Below are 16,901 nucleotides of genomic sequence, written 5' to 3'. Positions count from 1 at the left end.
TCAGACGGCCTTCTCGACCGCCCGCCCGATGACCGGCTCGACGTCGGCCATGAACCGTCGCACGTCCTCGTCGACGATCACGTCGCTCGGCCGCAGCCCGCGCGTCAGATAGAGGCCCTCGATCGATCGGATGCGCGACAGCGCCACGTACGCCTGACCGGGAGCGAACGCCCGCGGCCCGAGATCGACGATCGCCTGATCGTAGGTCGAGCCCTGCGACTTGTGGATCGTCACCGCCCACGCCAGCCGCAGCGGGAACTGCGTGAACTCCGCCACGACATCGCGCGTGACGCGCTTCGTCGCCGCCGAGTAGGTGTACCGGTACTTCTCCCACACCGCCGGCAGCACCTCGAAGCTCTCGCCCTCGACGTCGACCCACACGGTCCTGCCGATGCGCTCGACGGTGCCGAGCGTGCCGTTGACCCAGCGCGGGGTGCCGTCGCCGCCGGTGTCGTTGCGCAGGAACATCACCTGCGCGCCGATCTTCAGCTCGAGCGTCTCGTCGGCGGGGTAGCCGCCTCGCCCGCCGAACTCGCCCGCGATGTCGGCGCGCGCCGTCTTCGGGGCTCCGGGGAGCCGGCGCAGGGCATCCGTGTTGATGCGGGTGACGGTCGCGTTCGTCGTCGCGAGGGTCAGGATGCCCTCCGTCGGGGCGGGGCGCGCGCCGGCCTCGTTGAGGGCGCGCCCGATCTCCGGCGTGACCTCCCCGTGGCGGACGGCCGAGAGCATCGCGCGGAACGCCTCGTCCTGCTGGCGGTGGATGGTCTGCAGCTCGACGATGCGCAGGTCGGCCTCGCGCCACACCTTCGCGTCGAAGAACCACATCGAGCGGTAGTGGTCGGCGTAGTAGGCGCGCTCGCCCTCGTCGCGGCCCGGCACCGGGGCGAGCTGGTACGGGTCGCCGAAGAGGACCACCTGCGCGCCGCCGAAAGGCTCGTGCGGCCGGCGGCGCGACTGGCGCAGGCGGCGATCGATCGCGTCCATGAGATCGGCGCTGACCATCGAGATCTCGTCGATGACGACGGTGTCGACCTCGCCGAGGAGGCGCGCGAGCTGCGGCGGGTTCTCGAGCTCCTGGTCGGCGATGAGCCCGATCGGCAGCCGGAACAGCGAGTGGATCGTCTGCCCGCCGACGGTGAGCGCCGCCACGCCCGTCGGCGCGCACACGATGACGGTGCGATCGGTCGCGGCGAGGAACGCCTGCAGCAGCGTCGACTTGCCCGTGCCCGCGCGCCCCGTGACGAACACGTGGTCGCGCGTCGACTCGATGAGCTCGAGCACCGCCCGCTGCTCTGCGGCGAGGCCGCCGTCGGGTCGATCGGGCATGCCAGCCAGGGTACTGCGCCCGGGGCGCGCGCCCCGCCCGCACCTAGGCTGATGCGCATGGCGCGGCGGGGGATGCTCTGGGGAGGGATCATCGCCGCCTCCGTCGCGGTCGCCGGGCTCTCGATCGCGGCCGCGGTCGCCGACGCGACGAGCCCGGAGCGCGTCGTCCGCGACTACCTCGCCGCGCTCGCCTCCGACGACCTCGCCACGGCCGCCGCCCTCGCCGGGCTCGACGCGGCCGACCTCGACCGGCTCGGCGGCATGCCTCTCGGCGACTCCGGCCCCGCCGACGTCGCCGAGATCGTCGACGTCGTCGACCTGGCGACGGGCACGCGCATCGTCTCAGCGCGCTTCGGTGAGCGCGGCGTCGATGTCGCCGCGGTGCGCTTCGAGCTCGAGCCCGCGCCGTTCGGGCCGTTCACGCGGTGGGTGCTGAGCGAGCCGCCCCTCGCCGAGCTCGCCGTCGTGGCGGACCGGCACGACGAGCTCGTCGTCAACGGGATGCCGCGCTCGGCCGAGCGCACGGGGGGCGCCGTGCGGGTCGTCGGCTTCATCCCGGCACGACTCGAGGCCGGGATCGCGAGCCCGTACCTCGACGGCGCGACGGTGCGCGCGCGCTTCGGCACGGCATCCGCCGCCGACACCCTCGTCGTGGAGGCCGCGCCCTCGCCGCGGCTGCGGCGCGCCGTCGATCGGGAGGTGGAGGCGTTCCTCGCCGACTGCGTCGCGCAGCGCGTGCTGCAGCCGGCCGGCTGCCCGTTCGGCATCGCCGTCCCCGACCGGCTCGTCGAGCCTCCGCAGTGGCGCGTGAGCGTGCCCCCGGTCGTGTCGCTCGTGCCGGGCGCGAGCGCGGGGGAGTGGACGATCGAGGGCGGGGTGACCGTGAGGGTCGCACTGCGCGTCCAGCGGCTCATCGACGGGGTGATCGAGGAGCGCGACGAGGCGGTCGTCGCCGTCGTCCGCGGGGCGGTCGCGATCGACGACGAGGGGCTCACGATCACGATCGCTCCGCCGGAGGACGAGACGGGCTAGCGGGATTCGTCGCGGGCGGGCTGACGGAGCCCGTCGCGCGCGGCGCGCTGGGCGAGCATCGCGTTGTACGCCTTGAGCTCGGCGTCGTCGTCGCGGTCGGCCTGCCGGTCGCGCCGCTTCGACTCGCGCGAGTCGTCGCGGCTCCACATGACGGCGACGAGGATGGCGAGGGCGAGGGTCGGGATCTCGCCGACGCTCCACGCGATCTCGCCGCCGCGGATCTGGTCCGCCAGCGGCGTCGCGCCCCACTCGCGGCCCATCGCGCCGAACCACTCCGGCAGCAGCAGGCTCGTGCCGGTGATGAGCGAGAGCCCGAAGAAGGCGTGGAAGGCCATCGTCGCGAGCAGGATCATCAGCCGCACCGGGTACGGCGGGCGGTACGGCGCGGGGTCGACGCCGATGAGCGCGTTGACGAAGAAGTAGCCGCTCAGCAGGAAGTGCAGGATCATCCACTGGTGGCCGAGGTGGTCGCTGACCGCCCACGAGAACAGCGGCGAGTAGTAGAAGACGAGCAGCGACACCGCGAAGATCACCGACGCGACGATCGGGTGGCCGACGATCGACGCGAAGCGCGAGTGCACGATCGCGAGGATCCACTCGCGCGGCCCGCTCGAGCCGTCCTTCCGGACGTGGATCGCGCGCGCCGCGAGCGTCACGGGCGCCGCGAGCACGAGGAGCACGGGGATCCCCATGCTGAGCATCATGTGCCCGAGCATGTGCACGCTGAACAGGTAGCGCTCGTACACCGCGAGGCCGCTGCTGGTGACGACGACCAGGGCGACCATCCCGGTCACCCACAGGATCGAGCGGTGCGCGGGCCAGTGGTCGCCGCGGCGGTGCATGCGGATCACGCCGGCGAGGTAGAAGAACGTGCCGAACGCGGCGAGCAGCGCCCACAGGAGGTTGAGATCCCACTCGGTGAGCACGCGCCACGGCTCGAACGGCGGCGGCAGCGGCGCGCCCGTCAGCCACTCGGCGGGCGAGGGGTCGGCGAGCTGGTCGACCGGCACCTCGGGCACCGGCGAGGGGGTCCGCGCGAGGGCCGTCGCGAGGCCGCTCGCGACGCCCATGACGGCGAGTTCGACGACCACGACCGTCCAGAAGGATGCCCGGGGCGCCTGCTCGCGCACGACGCGTCCGATGAGAACGCGCCGGTACGCCGCCCCGAAGCAGCCGAGCGCGACGAGCGCCACGACCTTCGCGATGAGGATGGCGCCGTAGGCGCTCGCAAGTCCGTCGATCCCGCCGACGCGCAGCTGCGCGCTCACGAGCCCGGAGACGGCGACGACGATGAACGCGATCAGGGCGAGGGTCGAGTACCGCGCGAGCACGACCGGCAGCCGGTCGCCGAGCTCGCGACGGAGGAGGACGAGCACCAGGAGCCCGCCGACCCACACGGCGGCGAAGACCGAGTGCAGGTAGACAGCGGTGACGGCGGCGTCGTGGTCGGCGGTGCCGCCCGCGTGACCCTGCTGGGCGACCGGCCACAGCGTCGCGACGGCGAGCACGCCGACGAGCGCGAGCACGCCCTGCGAGCGGGCGGCGAAGCACAGCACGGTGACGGTCGCGGCCATGACGGTCGTCCACAGCCAGGCGCGGCCGATGTCGGTCTCGCCGAAGAACGTCGCGAGCAGGCGGCCGAAGCGCTCGTCGAGCGCGATCGGCTCGAGGAAGACGCTGAGGAAGGTGAGGAAGCCCGCGACCGCGGAGGCGAGGGTCCAGAGCCCCGCCGCGCCGGCGGCGATGTCGAGCGCGCGGTGATGCTCGGGTCGGCCGGGCGCGAGCGCGATGAGGGCGAGCAGCAGGCCGCCGATCGTGGCGGCGGCGGAGAGAGTGAGGACGAGCTTGGCGACGGGGAGTCCGTACCGGACGACGGGCCCCGGGTCGGCGACGAGCGGAGCATCGGCGCCGCCGCCGAGCGCGAGGGCGACGACGAGGGTCAGCACCGCGGTCGTCAGCAGGGCGCCCAGGCCCAGAGCGCCCCAGGGGGAGCCGGCCGTCGCGGCGCGAGCCGACGGGCGCGGTGCGGGCGCCGTGCGGGTCGAGGTCACGCCATAAGGGTAGGCGAGCATCCTGATGCGGCGGTGCGCGGGGGCGGCAGGCCGCAGCCCGCCCGCGAACGCGACGACGGGGGCGACCCGTGCGGATCGCCCCCGTCGTCGGAGACCTGTGCGGTCGGACCTACTTGGCGGCAGCCTTCAGCTTGCTGCCGGCGCTGATCTTCACGCCGTTCGACGCGGCGATCTGGATCGTCTCGCCGGTCTGGGGGTTGCGGCCCTGGCGGGCGGCGCGAGCGGTGCGCTCGACCGAGATCCAGCCCGGGATCGAGACCTTGGTGCCCTTGCCCACGGCGTCGGACAGGACCGAGAACAGGCCGTCGACGACACGGTTGACGTCGGCCTGGCTCAGGCCCGACTCAGCGGCCACGGCGGCGACGAGCTCGGAACGGTTCATGGTGTCCTCCTCGGACGTCAAGTTCGGTGGAACGATCCGTGACCAGGGGATGGCCGCGAACCGCCTCGAAACTAGCACCAGTCCCGCGAGTTTCCGGGCTCATTCGCGGCTCGGGGCGCTGATTCGTCGTCGTTTTCGACGTTTCGAGCCCGATCGGGCGCTCCTGGCTGGGAAAAGCACGAAAGGCGCCCCGCGAGCGGGACGCCTTTCGCTGCCGACGACGCGGCGGGTGAGCCGGTTACCAGCTCGACTTCGTGATGCCGGGCAGCTCGCCGCGGTGCGCCATGTCGCGGAAGCGGACGCGCGAGATGCCGTACTGCTTGAGGTGACCGCGGGGGCGACCGTCGACGGCGTCGCGGTTGCGGACGCGCACGGGCGAGGCGTCGCGGGGCAGCTTCTGCAAGCCCTGGCGCGCGGCCTCGCGCGACTCGTCGGTGCCGTTGGGGTCGACCAGGGCCTTCTTCAGCTCGAGGCGCTTCGCGGCGTAGCGCTCGACGATGACCTTGCGCTGCTCGTTGCGCGCGATCTTGCTCTTCTTCGCCATTTCTTAGCGCTCCTCGCGGAATTCGACGTGCTTGCGGATGACCGGGTCGTACTTCTTCAGCACGAGGCGGTCGGGGTCGTTGCGGCGGTTCTTGCGGGTCACGTAGGTGTACCCGGTGCCGGCGGTCGACCGGAGCTTGATGATGGGACGGACGTCCTGCTGCTTGGCCATTAGATCTTCTCCCCACGGGCCAGGAGGTCCTTGACCACGGACTCGATGCCGCGCGCGTCGATGACCTTGATGCCCTTGGCCGACAGCGTCAGCGTGACATTCCGGCGGAGCGACGGCACGAAGTACGTCTTCTTCTGGATGTTCGGGTCGAACCGGCGCTTGGTGCGCCGGTGCGAGTGCGAGATGTTGTGCCCGAAGCCGGGAACGGCTCCGGTCACCTGGCAGACGGCTGCCATGGTTCCTCCAAATATTCGGCTACCGTGCGGCGAGCGCCGCACCCAAGGTCACTTGTCGGCACGCTGACACCGCCTGTTCCGTTCGAGTAGCGGGTGAACGGGGCGGAGAGCGCACAGGAAGGGCGAATGATCGCCCGACACAATCGCCCAGCTTACGGCCTGGATGCCCGATCGGCCAAGTCGGAGCAGCGCGCGCACACGCCGAAGATGTCGACGACGTGCTCGGCGCGCGTGAAGCCGTGCTCGGCCGCCGTGCGGCGCGCCCACTCCTCGACCGGCTGGGCCTCGATCTCGACGGTCGTGCCGCAGCGCCGGCAGATCAGGTGATGGTGGTGGCTGCCCGGGGTGCAGGCGCGGTAGAGCACCTCGCCCTCCTGCTGCAGGCTGTCGGCCTCGCCCTCGTCGGTGAGGCCCGTGAGGGCGCGGTAGACCGTCGCGAGCGCGATCGTCGAGCCCGACTCCCGCAGGGCCGCGTGCAGGGCCTGCGCGCTGACGAAGCCGCCCGCATCGCCGAGCGCCGAGCGCACGGCCTCCTTCTGCCAGGTGTTGCGCTTCACCGCGCCACCTCGGCGAGCGCCGGCGTGCGCGGGCGCCGGCTGGCGCCGCCCTTCAGGCGGCGCTCGAGCAGCCGGCACACGAGGTAGATCGCGAACGAGATCGTCGTGATGTATGGGCTGATCGGCAGCGAGCCGCCGAGCGCGAGCAGGATCCCGCCGACGGCGGAGACGAGCCCGAAGACCATGCTGAGGAGCGGCACGAGCACCGGCGAGGCCGAGACGCGCAGCGCCGCGGCGGCGGGCGTGACGAGCAGGGCGAGCACCAGCAGGGCGCCGATCACCTGCACCGAGACCGCGACCGTCAGACCCAGCAGGACCATGAAAACGATGCTGAGGGTGCGGCCGGGCACGCCGCGCGCGCTCGCCACCTCCGGGTCGAGGCTGTCGAAGGCGAGCGGGCGCCAGATGATGACGAGAGCGACGAGCACGACGACGCTGAGGGCGAGCAGGAGCCCCAGCTGCGGCAGATCGACGCTGATGATCTGACCGGTCAGCAGGCCGAACTTGTTGCCGCTGCGCCCCGGGTAGAGGGCGAGGAAGAGGATGCCGAGGCCGAGGCCGAAGGGCATGAGCACGCCGATGATCGAGTTGCGCTCGCGGGCCCGCGCGCCGAGGACCCCGATGATCGCGGCCGCGATGAGCGAGCCCACGATCGATCCGGCGACGACGTTGACGCCGAGCAGCAGCGCCGCCGCCGCACCCGCGAACGACAGCTCGCTGATGCCGTGGACGGCGAAGGCCATGTCGCGCTGCATGACGAAGACGCCGATGAGGCCGCCGACGACGCCGAGCACGGCCGCGGCGATGATCGAGTTCTGCACGAGCCCGAGCAGCTGCGCGTACGTGGCCCAGTCGACCGTGATCATGCGACCACCTCGTGGTGGTGATCGCCCTCGGGAGCACCCACGACGACGACGCGGCCGTGGGTGCGGATCACGTCGACAGGCGTGCCGTACAGCCCGCTCAGCACGTCGCTGCGCAGCACCTCGTCGGGCGCGCCGATCGTGAAGGCGCCGTGGGCGAGGTAGAGCACGCGATCGACCATGCCGAGGACGGGGTTCACGTCGTGCGTGACGAACACGACCGCGGTCGCGTGATCCCGGCGGCGCGCATCGATGAGCTCGCTCACCCCCCGCTGGTGGTGCAGGTCGAGACTCATGAGCGGCTCGTCGCACAGCAGCAGCGCAGGGTCGTCGGCGAGCGACTGGGCCACGCGCAGCCGCTGCTGCTCGCCGCCCGAGAGGCTGCCGAGGGGCTGGTCGGCGTAGTGGGCGGCTCCGACGGCGGCGAGGAGGGCATCCACCCGTTTGCGGTCGGCGCGCGTCGTGATCGGCGGGCCGTAGCGGTGGCCGTTGACGCCGAGCATCACCAGATCGCGCCCGCGCAGCGGGGTGCCCGGCGCGACGATCTTCTGCTGGGGGATGTAGCCGATGCGCCGGTGACCCCGATGCGCCGGATGCCCGTCCACGAGCACCTCGCCGGCCGCGAGCCGCTGCTCGCCGAGCATGGCCTTGAGCAGGCTCGTCTTGCCCGTGCCGTTCGCGCCGAGCACCGCGATGAACTCGCCCGCGCGCACCTCGAGGTCGAGGCCGCTCCAGAGGGTGCGGGCGCCGAACGCGAGCGCCCCGCCGCGGATGCTGAGCACCGGGGCGAGATCGGTCGACGGGGTCGGAGTCGTCATGCGGGGCTCAGCGCTCCGACGACTCTCTCGATGTTCGCGCGCATCCACGAGATGTAGTCCTCCTCGTCCGGCAGGGTCTCGACGAACGAGACCACGGGGATCCCGGCGGCGCCGGCCGCCTCGCGCACGCGCTCGGTCTCTGGGCTCGCCGTCTGGTCGTTGTAGGCGAGCAGGACGACCTCGCCCGAGCCGATTAGGTCGAGCGTCTGCTGGAGGGCGAGCGGGGGCACGTCGGCGCCCTCCTCGATCGCCTCGGAGAACTGCTCGGGCGTCTCGTCGTCGAAGCCGAGCTCGGCGAGGAGGTAGTACGGGACGGGCTCGGTCGCGGCGATCGAGCCCCCGCCCAGGGCCGCCGCGGCCTCATCGAGCTCGGTCGCGAGCGCCTCGAGCTCGGTCATCCACGCCGTGAGGTTCTGCTCGTAGACCGCGGCGTTGTCGGAGTCGAGGTCGGCGAGCTCGGTCGCGATCGCGGCGGCGACCTCCTCCATGACGTGGATGTCGTACCAGACGTGCTCGTTGACGCCCTCGACGTGGGCGTGGTCGGCGCCGTCGGCGTGCTCGTCCTCGGCGTGCGCGTCTGCGGAGGCGTCGGCCTCCTCGCCGGCGTGGGCCGCGTCGCCGTGGCCGTGGTCGTCATCGATCCCGGCGATCGTCGCGGCCGTGATGACGGCGGCGTCGGCGCCCGAGCCCTCCAGGAGCAGGTCGATGAAGGGGTCGTAGCCGCCGCCGTTCTCGATGACGAGGTCGGCGCCGGCGATCGCGAGCTGGTCCTGCGCGCTCGCCTCGTAGCTGTGCGGGTCCTGCGCGGGGGAGTCGATGATGCTCGTCACGCTCGCGAGGTCGCCCACGATGGCCGCGGCGATGTCGCCGTAGACGTTCGTCGAGGCGACGATCGAGAGCCCCTCGGTCGAGCCGGTCGGGGCCGGTGCGGCGCAGCCCGTGAGCGCGAGACCTGCGGCGGACGCGACGAGGAGCGCGGGGACGGAGCGGCGGAGCGCGGGCATGAGCCGATGCTAGGACTTACTGAGAACGGTTGTCAAAACGATTCTCAATAAGGATCGCTCGAGTGTCGAGGCGGGTGTCGATACGGGAGGTGGCTCGGCGTGCCCGGCGCCCGCCCCGCGTGCACGTTCTCCGGAGATCCGGTCGCGACGCGGCAGGGCACCCCGGCGCTGCCGGCACGCGGCGCCGGATCTCCGGAGAACGTGCACGCCGTCGCGGTCCGGCGGAGTGCGGGCCCGGAGGCGGGCTCGCCAGGGCGGAGCGGGCAGGCCGGAGCGGGCGGGGCGGAGCGGGCGGGGCGGAGCGGGCGGGCCCGACCGGGCGGGCTCGGCGGGCTCCCCGGCGGCGCGGCTACCCTGCGCTCCATGTCGAATCGTCTGGCCATGCTCGCGATGACCGGGCTCCACCGCGTCGTGCTGCGCCTCACCGGCGGCCGGGTCGGCGCCTCGCTCGGGCGCATGCGCGTGATCGAGCTCGTGACGCGCGGCCGGAAGTCCGGCGCGGAGCGCCGGGCCATCCTCACCGTCCCCGTCGTCGAGACCACGGAGGCGGGCGAGACGCTCGTCGTCGTGGCCTCGCGCGGCGGGGACGACCTCATGCCGTCGTGGTACCTCAACCTCGTCGCCGACCCCGAGGTCGGCGTCGCCTCGGCCGCGGGCGGCGATGCGATGCCGTATCGCGCCCGCACCGCGAACGACACCGAGCGGGCACGGCTGTGGCCGCTCGCCGTGCGCGCCTACAGCGGATACGCCGCCTATCAGCGGCGAACGCGGCGCACGATCCCGCTCGTGCTGCTCGAGCCCGAGCCTCAGCGGGACGCGCGACCCGACACGGAGGCCCGCGCGCGGACGGTCGGGGAGGCCGGCTCGGAGGCCGGCTCGGAGGCCGGCTCGGAGCCCGGGAGCTAGTCGAGCAGGAGCGCCGGCTCCTCGATCACGCTCGCGACGTCCGCGAGGAAGCGGCTCGCGACATCCCCGTCGACGACGCGGTGATCGAACGACGCCCCGAGCGTCGTGACGAAGCGCGGACGCACCTCGCCGTCGACGACCCACGGCTTCTGCTTGATCGTGCCGAGCGCGACGATCGCGACCTCGCCGGGGTTGAGGATGGGCGTGCCGGTGTCCATGCCGAAGACGCCGATGTTCGTCACCGTGATGGTGCCGTCGGCCATGTCGGCGGGCTGCAGGCGCCCATCGCGGGCCGTGATCGTGAGCTGCTCGATCGCCTGCGCGAGCTCGCGCAGGCTCATCGCCTGGGCGTTCTTGACGTTCGGCACGACGAGCCCGCGCGGCGTCGCGGCGGCGAAGCCGAAGTTGACGAAGTGGTGGACGATGATCTCCTCGTCCGTCCACGTCGAGTTGACCGTCGGGTTGCGGCGCACGGCCCAGATCATGGCCTTCGCCATGATGAGCATCGGCGAGACCTTGATGCCCGCGAAGTCGGGGCTCGCCTTGAGGCGCTTGACGAACTCCATCGTGCGGGTGGCGTCGACGTCGACGAAGATGCTCACGTGCGGGGCGGTAAAGGCGCTGCGCACCATGCCCTGCGCGATGGCCTTGCGCACGCCCTTGACGGGGATGCGCTCCTCGCGCACCTCCGGCCACTCGGGCGTCTGGATGTTGCGGAACACGCTCGCCTGCGACGCCTGGCGGATGACGTCGTCGCGGGTGATCTCGCCCGCGAGGCCGGTCGGCTGGACGGTCGCCAGGTCGACGCCGAGATCCTTCGCGAGCTTTCGGATCGGCGGCTTCGCGATCACCGGCCCGGCCGAGGCGGCCGGCACGAAGGGCGAGGGGGCGGGGCGGGATGCCACGGCGCTCGTCGCGGCGTCGCGCTCGTGGCGCCCGCCCGCGTCACCGCCCGAGCCCGCGCGCCGGCGGCGGGACGCCACGTGGCCCTTCGCTCCGTACCCGACGAGCACGGCTCCGGGCTTCTCGTCGTGGTCGATGCTCTCGGCGGTGTCGGTCGCGGCGGCCGATACCTCCTCGGCGCGCGCGGCGGACGGAGCGGCGGCCGGGGCTGCGGCAGAGGAGGCCGCGCCGTCGGGCCGAGCCGCGGAGCCCGCGGACGGCGCGGCGTCGGCGGGGGCATCCGCCCCATCGCGGACGCGCACGATGGGGGTGCCGACCTCGACGGTCTGCCCCTCGGCGACGAGGAGGGCGTCGACGGTGCCCGCGAACGGGCTCGGCAGCTCGACGAGCGACTTCGCGGTCTCGATCTCGCACAGCACCTGGTTGACCGTGATGGTCTCGCCCGGCCGCACGCGCCACGACACGATCTCGGCCTCGGTCAGACCCTCGCCGACGTCGGGGAGCGGGAACTCGGAAACGCTCATGGTGACTCCTGGCTGATCAGTACGAGAGAGCGCGGTCGACGCCGTCGAGGATGCGGTCGACGTCGGGGAGGTAGGCGCCCTCGAGCTTCGCGGGCGGGAAGGGCGTGTCGAAGCCCGAGACGCGGATGACCGGGGCCTCGAGCGAGAAGAACGCGCGCTCGGAGACCGTCGCGGCGATCTCGCTGCCGACGCTCACGCCGCCGGGCGCCTCCTGCGCGACGACGAGGCGGCCGGTGCGGCGCACCGACTCCAGCAGGGGCTCGTAGTCGATCGGGCTCAGCGAGCGGAGGTCGACGACCTCGATGCTCGTGCCCTCCTCTTCGGCGAGCGCCGCCGCGTCGAGCAGCATGCTCACCATCGCCCCGTGGCCGACGACGGTGACGTCGGTGCCGCGGCGCACGATGCGGCTGGCGTGGAGGGCCAGCCCCGAGGCGTCGAGGTCGACGGGCCCCTTGGGCCAGTAGCGACTCTTCGGCTCGAAGAACAGCACGGGGTCGTCGCTCGCGATCGCCTCCTGGATCATCCAGTACGCGTCGTGCGGCGTCGCCGGGCTCACGAGGCGCAGGCCCGGGGTGTGGGCGAAGTAGGCCTCGGGGCTCTCCTGGTGGTGCTCGACGGCGCCGATGTGCCCGCCGTACGGCACCCGGATCACGACGGGCATGCGCAGCGAGCCCTCGTGCCGCGCGGTGAGCTTCGCGAGCTGGGTCGTGATCTGGTCGAAGCCGGGGAAGATGAAGCCGTCGAACTGGATCTCGCACACCGGCCGGTAGCCGCGCATCGCGAGCCCGATCGCGGTGCCGATGATGCCCGACTCCGCGAGCGGGGTGTCGATGACGCGGTGCGCGCCGAAGTCGCGCTGCAGATTCTCGGTCACGCGGAAGACGCCGCCGAGCGGCCCGATGTCCTCCCCCATGAGCAGAACCTTCTCGTCGGCCGCGAGGGCGGACGCGAGGCCGGCGTTGAGCGCCTTCGCCATCGGCATCGTGCGCACGCCGCCGCCGGTGATGAGGGATGCCGCGCTCGCGCCGGCCGCGTCGCCGCCGGTCGCGTGCGCGGTCGCGCTCGTCGTCGTGCTCACGGCGGCGGAGGCGTCGAGCGTGTCGGTCATGCGTCTCCTCCGAAGGCGGCCTCGTAGCTGCGCAGCCACTCGCGCTGGGTATCCATCACCGGGTGCTGCTCGCTGTAGACGTGGGCGAACATCGACTCGGCCGTCGGCGGCTCGAGGGCGAGGGTGCGGCGGCGGGCGTCGGCGGCGAAGTCGGCGGCCTCGGCGGCGACCTCGGCGAAGAACTGCTCACTCGCGCCGCGGCCCCGCAAGTAGGTCTCGAAGCGAGCGATCGGGTCGCGGCGGCGCCACGACTCGACCTCGTCGTCGGCGCGGTACTTGGTGGGGTCGTCGCTCGTGGTGTGCGCGCCCATCCGGTAGGTGAGCGCCTCGATGAAGCGCGGCCCCTCACCGGAGCGCGCGGCATCGAGGCTCTCGAGGGTCACCGCGTAGCTCGCGAGCACGTCGTTGCCGTCGATCTGCACGCTCGGGATGCCGAACCCGGCCGGTCGGTGGAAGAGGGGCGTGCGCGACTGCACGCTCACGGGCACCGAGATCGCCCAGTGGTTGTTCTGCAGGAAGAACACCTGGGGCGTGGCGTAGCTCTGCGCGAAGACGAAGGCTTCGTTGACGTCGCCCTGGCTCGTGGCGCCGTCGCCGAAGTAGACCATGACGGCGGTGTCGCGGGTCTCGTCGCCGGTGCCGACGAGCCCGTCGAACTGCACGCCCATCGCGTAGCCGGTCGCGTGCAGGGTCTGCGACCCGATGACGAGCGTGTAGAGGTGGAAGTTGCCGACCTCCTCCGGCACCCAGCCGCCGTGGCTGAGGCCGCGGAGCATGGCGATGATCTGCACGACGTCGAGGCCGCGGATGTGGCCGACGGCGTGCTCGCGGTAGGCGGGGAAGATGTGGTCCTGCGGGCGGGCGGCGTAGCCGGAGCCGACCTGCGCGGCCTCCTGCCCGAGGCTCGGGATCCACAGCGCGAGCTGGCCCTGGCGCTGCAGGTTGCCGGCCTCGATGTCGAAGGCGCGGATGACCGTCATCGTCCGGTGGAAGCTCTGCAGCAGGCTCTCGTCGAGGCCGTCGACGACGGGCCGGTACCGCTCGGCGCGCTCGCTGTCGACGAGTCGGCCGTCGGGCGCGAGGAGCTGCAGGGTCTCGGCCGTGTGCGACATGGAGTCCACTCTAGGCGCGGGCTGGGGCACCCGCTCAGAGGGTGCGGACAACCTCGCCCGCGATCCGCAGGAGGGTGGCGACAGATCCGGCTTCGCCGATCGAGACGCGGATGCCCTCCGGAGGGAAGGCGCGGGCGATGATGCCGGCCTCGGCCAGGAGCTCGGCGACCGCGGCCGTGCGCTCGCCCGTCGCGAGCCACACGAAGTTGCCCTCGCTCTGCGGGATCGCCCAGCCCTGCGCGCGCAACGCGGTCACGACCTCGTCGCGGCGGTCGGCGAGCTCGGCGACGTGGCCGAGCAGCTCGTCCTCGTGGTCGAGCGCGGCGAGGACGGCCGCCTGCGCGGCGCCGGTGACGGAGAGCGGGATCTGCGTCGCGCGGGCGGCGTCGATGATCGGGCGATCGGCGATCGCGTAGCCGATGCGGAGGCCGGCGAGACCGTAGGCCTTGGAGAAGGTGCGGAGGATGACGAGGTTGGGCCAGCGGCGCACGAGGCACGCGCCGTCGACGGCCCCGTCGGCCCGGACGAACTCGGCGTACGCCTCGTCGAGGAGCACGAGGAGGTCGGCGGGCACGGCGGCCATGAAGCGCTCGAACTCGTCGGCGCCGACCGCGGGGCCGGTCGGGTTGTTCGGGCTGCAGACGATCACGAGCCGCGTGCGATCGGTGACGGCCGCGGCCATCGCGGTCAGATCGTGCCGCGCGTTCTCGTCGAGCGCCACGGGCACGCCGACGGCGCCGGCGACCGTGATGAGGCCGGGGTAGGCCTCGAAGCTGCGCCAGGCGTGGACGACCTCGTCGCCCGCGCCGGCCGCCGCGGAGATGAGCTGGGCGAGGATGCTGACGGATCCGGCGCCGACGATGATCTCGTCGGCGGTGACCCTGTGGCGTGCGGCGAGGCGCTCCCGGACGGCGAGCGCCGTCGCATCCGGGTACCGATTGGTCGTGGCGGCCGCCTCGGCGATCGCGGCGAGGACGGCCGGATGCGGCGGGGCGGGGTTCTCGTTGCTGGAGAGCTTGAACGCGTCGGCGGCCGCCGGGCGACCCTGGCGGTAGGGCTGCATCGCGACGATCTCGGGGCGCAGGCGCACGGTCGGCGCGGGGACGGTCGGCGCGGGCTCGGTCACGCTGTCAGGATACGGCGCGGGCGGCCCGTTCCTGCTGGCGAGGGGCGGCCGCGCGGGGCATAGTGGGCTCATGAAGCGATTCGTCGTGCGCCTGATCATCAACTCGGTGGCCCTCTGGCTCACCACGCTCATCGTCGCGGGCGTCTCGGTCGAGTCGTACGCGCCGGACGACACGCTCGCCACCGTGCTGACGTACCTGCTGGTGGGTCTCATCTTCGGCGTCGTCAACGCGGTCATCGGCAACTTCATCCGCATCGTCGCCTTCCCCGTGTATCTGCTCACGCTCGGTCTCATCGCTCTCGTCGTGAACGCGCTCCTCCTGCTGCTCGTCGCCTGGATCTCCGACCTGATCGGCTTCGGCCTCTCGGTCGACGGCTTCTGGTGGGGCGTGCTCGGCGCGGTCGTGCTCGGACTCCTGAGCTGGCTCATCGGAGTCCTCCTGCGCCCGATCGTGGGTCGCAACCGCTGAGCCGGCGCGCGGTGTAGCTGAGCGCGTCGCCCGTCGCTCCGTCGCGGCCGTCGGGCAGCCGCGCGATGGTCTCGCTGAGCAGCGGTGCACCCGAGGCGTCGACGCGGGCCGCGGTCTCGCGGTAGGCGTCGATCGCGTGGCCCGCGAGCACCGGGTCGCCCTCGCGCCACCCCTCGCCCCTCGGGGCCGTCACGACGACGGCGTTGGTGATCTCCTGCGGGCCGCCCAGCGCGGTGACGGGATCGTCGTCGTGGGCGACCACCACCGCGGGGTAGTCGCCCGTGACGGGAATCCCCCCGGTCGGCGCGCCGACGGTGACGAGGCCGGAGGTCGCGTACTCCCCCGACTCGGCCATGAGTGTCGCGATCGCCGCGCCCTGCGAGTAGCCCGTGAAGACCACGGGCGATGTCGGACCCGCGCCCGCGTCGGCGAGCGCCTGCCTCACCGCCTGCAGCGAGGAGGAGTCGTGCTCGGCGATGAGGGCGATGTTGCTCGACATGTCCCACGGATGCTCGCCGCCCTCGACGAGCGGTGATCCGTCGGCCGCGGAGCCCGCCGTGCCGGCGATGTAGACCTCGAAGCGGTCGCCGCCCGGCGCCGGGTAGCGCTCGATGCGCACGGGCTGGGCGGAGTCGGGGATGCGGGCCACGCGATCGGCGATGCCGAGGGGCGCGGCGACGGCGACCGGCGGCGCGGCCCGCGCCACGGCGGCGGGGGCTCGGCCGCGGTCGCCGGAGAGCAGGCCGACGCCGAGCACCGCGCCCGCCGTGCGCGCCACCGACCCCGACCCGCTGGCGCGGTACGCGGCGAGCATCGCCGGAGGCACGCCGAGCGCCCCGAGCACGGCGTCGTCGACGGAGGTGGCGAGCAGGCGCAGCGCCTCGGTGGTGGCGGGGGAGTCGAGGAGCGTGCCGGCGAACCGCTCGACCCCCGCCGTCGAGCTGCGCGACAGCGAGTCGCGCGAGGAGGCCGGCAGGAGCATCCACGCACCCGCTGCGAGGGCGACCACGGGAAGGACGGAGGGCAGGAGGCTCAGCCCGAGGCGCCCGGCGAGGAAGCCGACGGTCGAGGCGACGGGCGCGATGGCGCCCTCGAGCCACGAGCGCGCGCGGGACTCGGCCCACCCGTAGCCGTCGACGGCCGTGCGGAGGGCGCCGCCGAGCAGCTCCAGAGCCTCGGACTCGCGACCCAGCGCCGCGGCGGCCTGCGCGAGCTCCGCGCCCGTGCCGTTCCAGCGGTCGCCGGGCGTCGCCGCGGTGAGCGGGTCGAGCCGCCGCGCCGCGGTCGCGCACGTCACCGAGCTCCGGCGCAGCCGTTCGAGCGAGACGAGCAGGTGCTCCGAGGCGACGGCGGTCGAGCCGCCCCCGCCGATCAGCAGCGCGTCAGCCATTGCCCGCCCCCGGGAGCGCGCTCGTCGCCGCCCGTCGCTCGGCCTCCATGCGGGCGAAGGCGAGGGCCTGCGAGGCGAGATCGAGCGATCGGCGAGCGTCGACGAGTCCGCGCAGGCGGCCCTCCACGGCGCGCGCGTAGGCCCGCGCCGCGGGGCCGCGCCACTGGTCGTCGTGGGCGGTCGCGCCCACGAGCGACATGACCGTCTCGACCTGCGCGGCGACGGCGTGGACGACGAGCTCGCGATGCCGCAGCTCGGCCGCCTGAGCGGTCAGCTGCGCGGCGTTCGGATCGGCGTTCGGCAGGGGCGGGTGCGCCACGGGGGCCCTCCTTCGACTCGTGGGGGTCATCAGGATGCG

19 protein-coding genes are annotated in these 16,901 nt (G+C 73.1%); 3 read left to right on the top strand and 16 right to left on the bottom strand.

The genetic code is table 11. The annotated features are described in order from the left end of the window. Positions 1 to 1,326: an ATP-dependent RecD-like DNA helicase gene (locus ASG83_RS05050; protein WP_055857769.1), complete on the bottom strand. Its 1,326-nt coding sequence runs from the start codon at positions 1,324 to 1,326 to the stop codon at positions 1 to 3. Between the two features lie 57 nt (positions 1,327 to 1,383). On the opposite strand from ASG83_RS05050, the gene ASG83_RS05045 reads away from it, so the two are divergent. Next, positions 1,384 to 2,358, top strand: coding sequence for a hypothetical protein (locus ASG83_RS05045; protein ID WP_055857767.1), 975 nt, complete (start codon positions 1,384 to 1,386; stop codon positions 2,356 to 2,358). Here ASG83_RS05045 and ASG83_RS05040 read toward each other — a convergent pair. From ASG83_RS05040 to ASG83_RS05000, 9 genes are all read right to left on the bottom strand, one after another. Then, a complete protein-coding gene (locus ASG83_RS05040) occupies positions 2,355 to 4,334 on the bottom strand; it encodes a cytochrome c oxidase assembly protein (RefSeq protein ID WP_055859331.1) in 1,980 nt (659 codons plus the stop codon). The genes ASG83_RS05045 and ASG83_RS05040 overlap by 4 nt on opposite strands. 205 nt (positions 4,335 to 4,539) lie before the next feature. After that, the gene (locus ASG83_RS05035) at positions 4,540 to 4,812 is read right to left on the bottom strand and encodes an HU family DNA-binding protein (RefSeq protein ID WP_055857765.1); all 273 of its coding nucleotides are present in this window, start codon (positions 4,810 to 4,812) and stop codon (positions 4,540 to 4,542) included. A 238-nt stretch (positions 4,813 to 5,050) separates the two neighbouring features. Then, a complete protein-coding gene (gene rpsN, locus ASG83_RS05030) occupies positions 5,051 to 5,356 on the bottom strand; it encodes a 30S ribosomal protein S14 (protein WP_055857764.1) in 306 nt (101 codons plus the stop codon). 3 nt (positions 5,357 to 5,359) lie between these two features. Then, positions 5,360 to 5,527, bottom strand: coding sequence for a 50S ribosomal protein L33 (rpmG, locus tag ASG83_RS05025; RefSeq protein WP_055857761.1), 168 nt, complete (start codon positions 5,525 to 5,527; stop codon positions 5,360 to 5,362). Further along, a complete protein-coding gene (gene rpmB, locus ASG83_RS05020; protein WP_055857759.1) occupies positions 5,527 to 5,763 on the bottom strand; it encodes a 50S ribosomal protein L28 in 237 nt (78 codons plus the stop codon). Before rpmB ends, rpmG begins: the two co-directional genes overlap by 1 nt. A 152-nt stretch (positions 5,764 to 5,915) precedes the next feature. Then, a complete protein-coding gene (locus ASG83_RS05015; protein WP_055857757.1) occupies positions 5,916 to 6,320 on the bottom strand; it encodes a Fur family transcriptional regulator in 405 nt (134 codons plus the stop codon). Beyond that, complete coding sequence (locus ASG83_RS05010) at positions 6,317 to 7,186, bottom strand: metal ABC transporter permease (RefSeq protein WP_055857756.1); 870 nt, start codon at positions 7,184 to 7,186, stop codon at positions 6,317 to 6,319. The genes ASG83_RS05015 and ASG83_RS05010 overlap by 4 nt, the downstream gene beginning before the upstream one ends. After that, the gene (locus tag ASG83_RS05005) at positions 7,183 to 8,001 is read right to left on the bottom strand and encodes a metal ABC transporter ATP-binding protein (RefSeq protein ID WP_055857754.1); all 819 of its coding nucleotides are present in this window, start codon (positions 7,999 to 8,001) and stop codon (positions 7,183 to 7,185) included. The genes ASG83_RS05010 and ASG83_RS05005 overlap by 4 nt, the downstream gene beginning before the upstream one ends. Beyond that, on the bottom strand, positions 7,998 to 9,005 hold the full coding sequence (locus ASG83_RS05000) for a metal ABC transporter solute-binding protein, Zn/Mn family (RefSeq protein ID WP_055857753.1): 1,008 nt from the start codon (positions 9,003 to 9,005) through the stop codon (positions 7,998 to 8,000). The genes ASG83_RS05005 and ASG83_RS05000 overlap by 4 nt, the downstream gene beginning before the upstream one ends. Before the next feature lie 363 nt (positions 9,006 to 9,368). Here ASG83_RS05000 and ASG83_RS04995 point away from each other — a divergent pair, with 363 nt between their 5' ends. Beyond that, positions 9,369 to 9,911 carry a nitroreductase/quinone reductase family protein gene (locus tag ASG83_RS04995; RefSeq protein ID WP_082599091.1) on the top strand — a complete coding sequence of 181 codons (543 nt, stop codon included), beginning with the start codon at positions 9,369 to 9,371 and terminating at the stop codon, positions 9,909 to 9,911. Here the strand turns inward: ASG83_RS04995 and ASG83_RS04990 are convergent. The 4 genes from ASG83_RS04990 to ASG83_RS04975 form a co-directional block, all read right to left on the bottom strand. Then, on the bottom strand, positions 9,908 to 11,338 hold the full coding sequence (locus ASG83_RS04990) for a dihydrolipoamide acetyltransferase family protein (RefSeq protein ID WP_055857751.1): 1,431 nt from the start codon (positions 11,336 to 11,338) through the stop codon (positions 9,908 to 9,910). The genes ASG83_RS04995 and ASG83_RS04990 overlap by 4 nt on opposite strands. Before the next feature lie 16 nt (positions 11,339 to 11,354). Next, positions 11,355 to 12,320: an alpha-ketoacid dehydrogenase subunit beta gene (locus tag ASG83_RS04985; protein WP_055859328.1), complete on the bottom strand. Its 966-nt coding sequence runs from the start codon at positions 12,318 to 12,320 to the stop codon at positions 11,355 to 11,357. 122 nt (positions 12,321 to 12,442) lie between these two features. Further along, complete coding sequence (locus tag ASG83_RS04980) at positions 12,443 to 13,558, bottom strand: thiamine pyrophosphate-dependent dehydrogenase E1 component subunit alpha (RefSeq protein WP_055857750.1); 1,116 nt, start codon at positions 13,556 to 13,558, stop codon at positions 12,443 to 12,445. A gap of 34 nt (positions 13,559 to 13,592) precedes the next feature. Continuing rightward, complete coding sequence (locus ASG83_RS04975) at positions 13,593 to 14,621, bottom strand: histidinol-phosphate transaminase (RefSeq protein WP_055859325.1); 1,029 nt, start codon at positions 14,619 to 14,621, stop codon at positions 13,593 to 13,595. A 133-nt stretch (positions 14,622 to 14,754) separates the two neighbouring features. On the opposite strand from ASG83_RS04975, the gene ASG83_RS04970 reads away from it, so the two are divergent. Continuing rightward, on the top strand, positions 14,755 to 15,153 hold the full coding sequence (locus ASG83_RS04970; RefSeq protein WP_055857748.1) for a phage holin family protein: 399 nt from the start codon (positions 14,755 to 14,757) through the stop codon (positions 15,151 to 15,153). Here ASG83_RS04970 and ASG83_RS04965 read toward each other — a convergent pair. Further along, positions 15,110 to 16,543, bottom strand: coding sequence for a hypothetical protein (locus ASG83_RS04965; protein ID WP_055857746.1), 1,434 nt, complete (start codon positions 16,541 to 16,543; stop codon positions 15,110 to 15,112). The genes ASG83_RS04970 and ASG83_RS04965 overlap by 44 nt on opposite strands. Beyond that, complete coding sequence (locus tag ASG83_RS04960; protein ID WP_055857744.1) at positions 16,536 to 16,862, bottom strand: hypothetical protein; 327 nt, start codon at positions 16,860 to 16,862, stop codon at positions 16,536 to 16,538. Before ASG83_RS04960 ends, ASG83_RS04965 begins: the two co-directional genes overlap by 8 nt. Positions 16,863 to 16,901: the final 39 nt, after the last annotated feature.

This window comes from Yonghaparkia sp. Soil809 (genome assembly GCF_001429705.1).
In the GTDB taxonomy this organism is placed as follows: domain Bacteria; phylum Actinomycetota; class Actinomycetes; order Actinomycetales; family Microbacteriaceae; genus Microcella.
The sequence above is the reverse complement of the archived record's forward strand: the minus strand, read 5'-3'. Positions and strand labels throughout refer to the sequence as shown.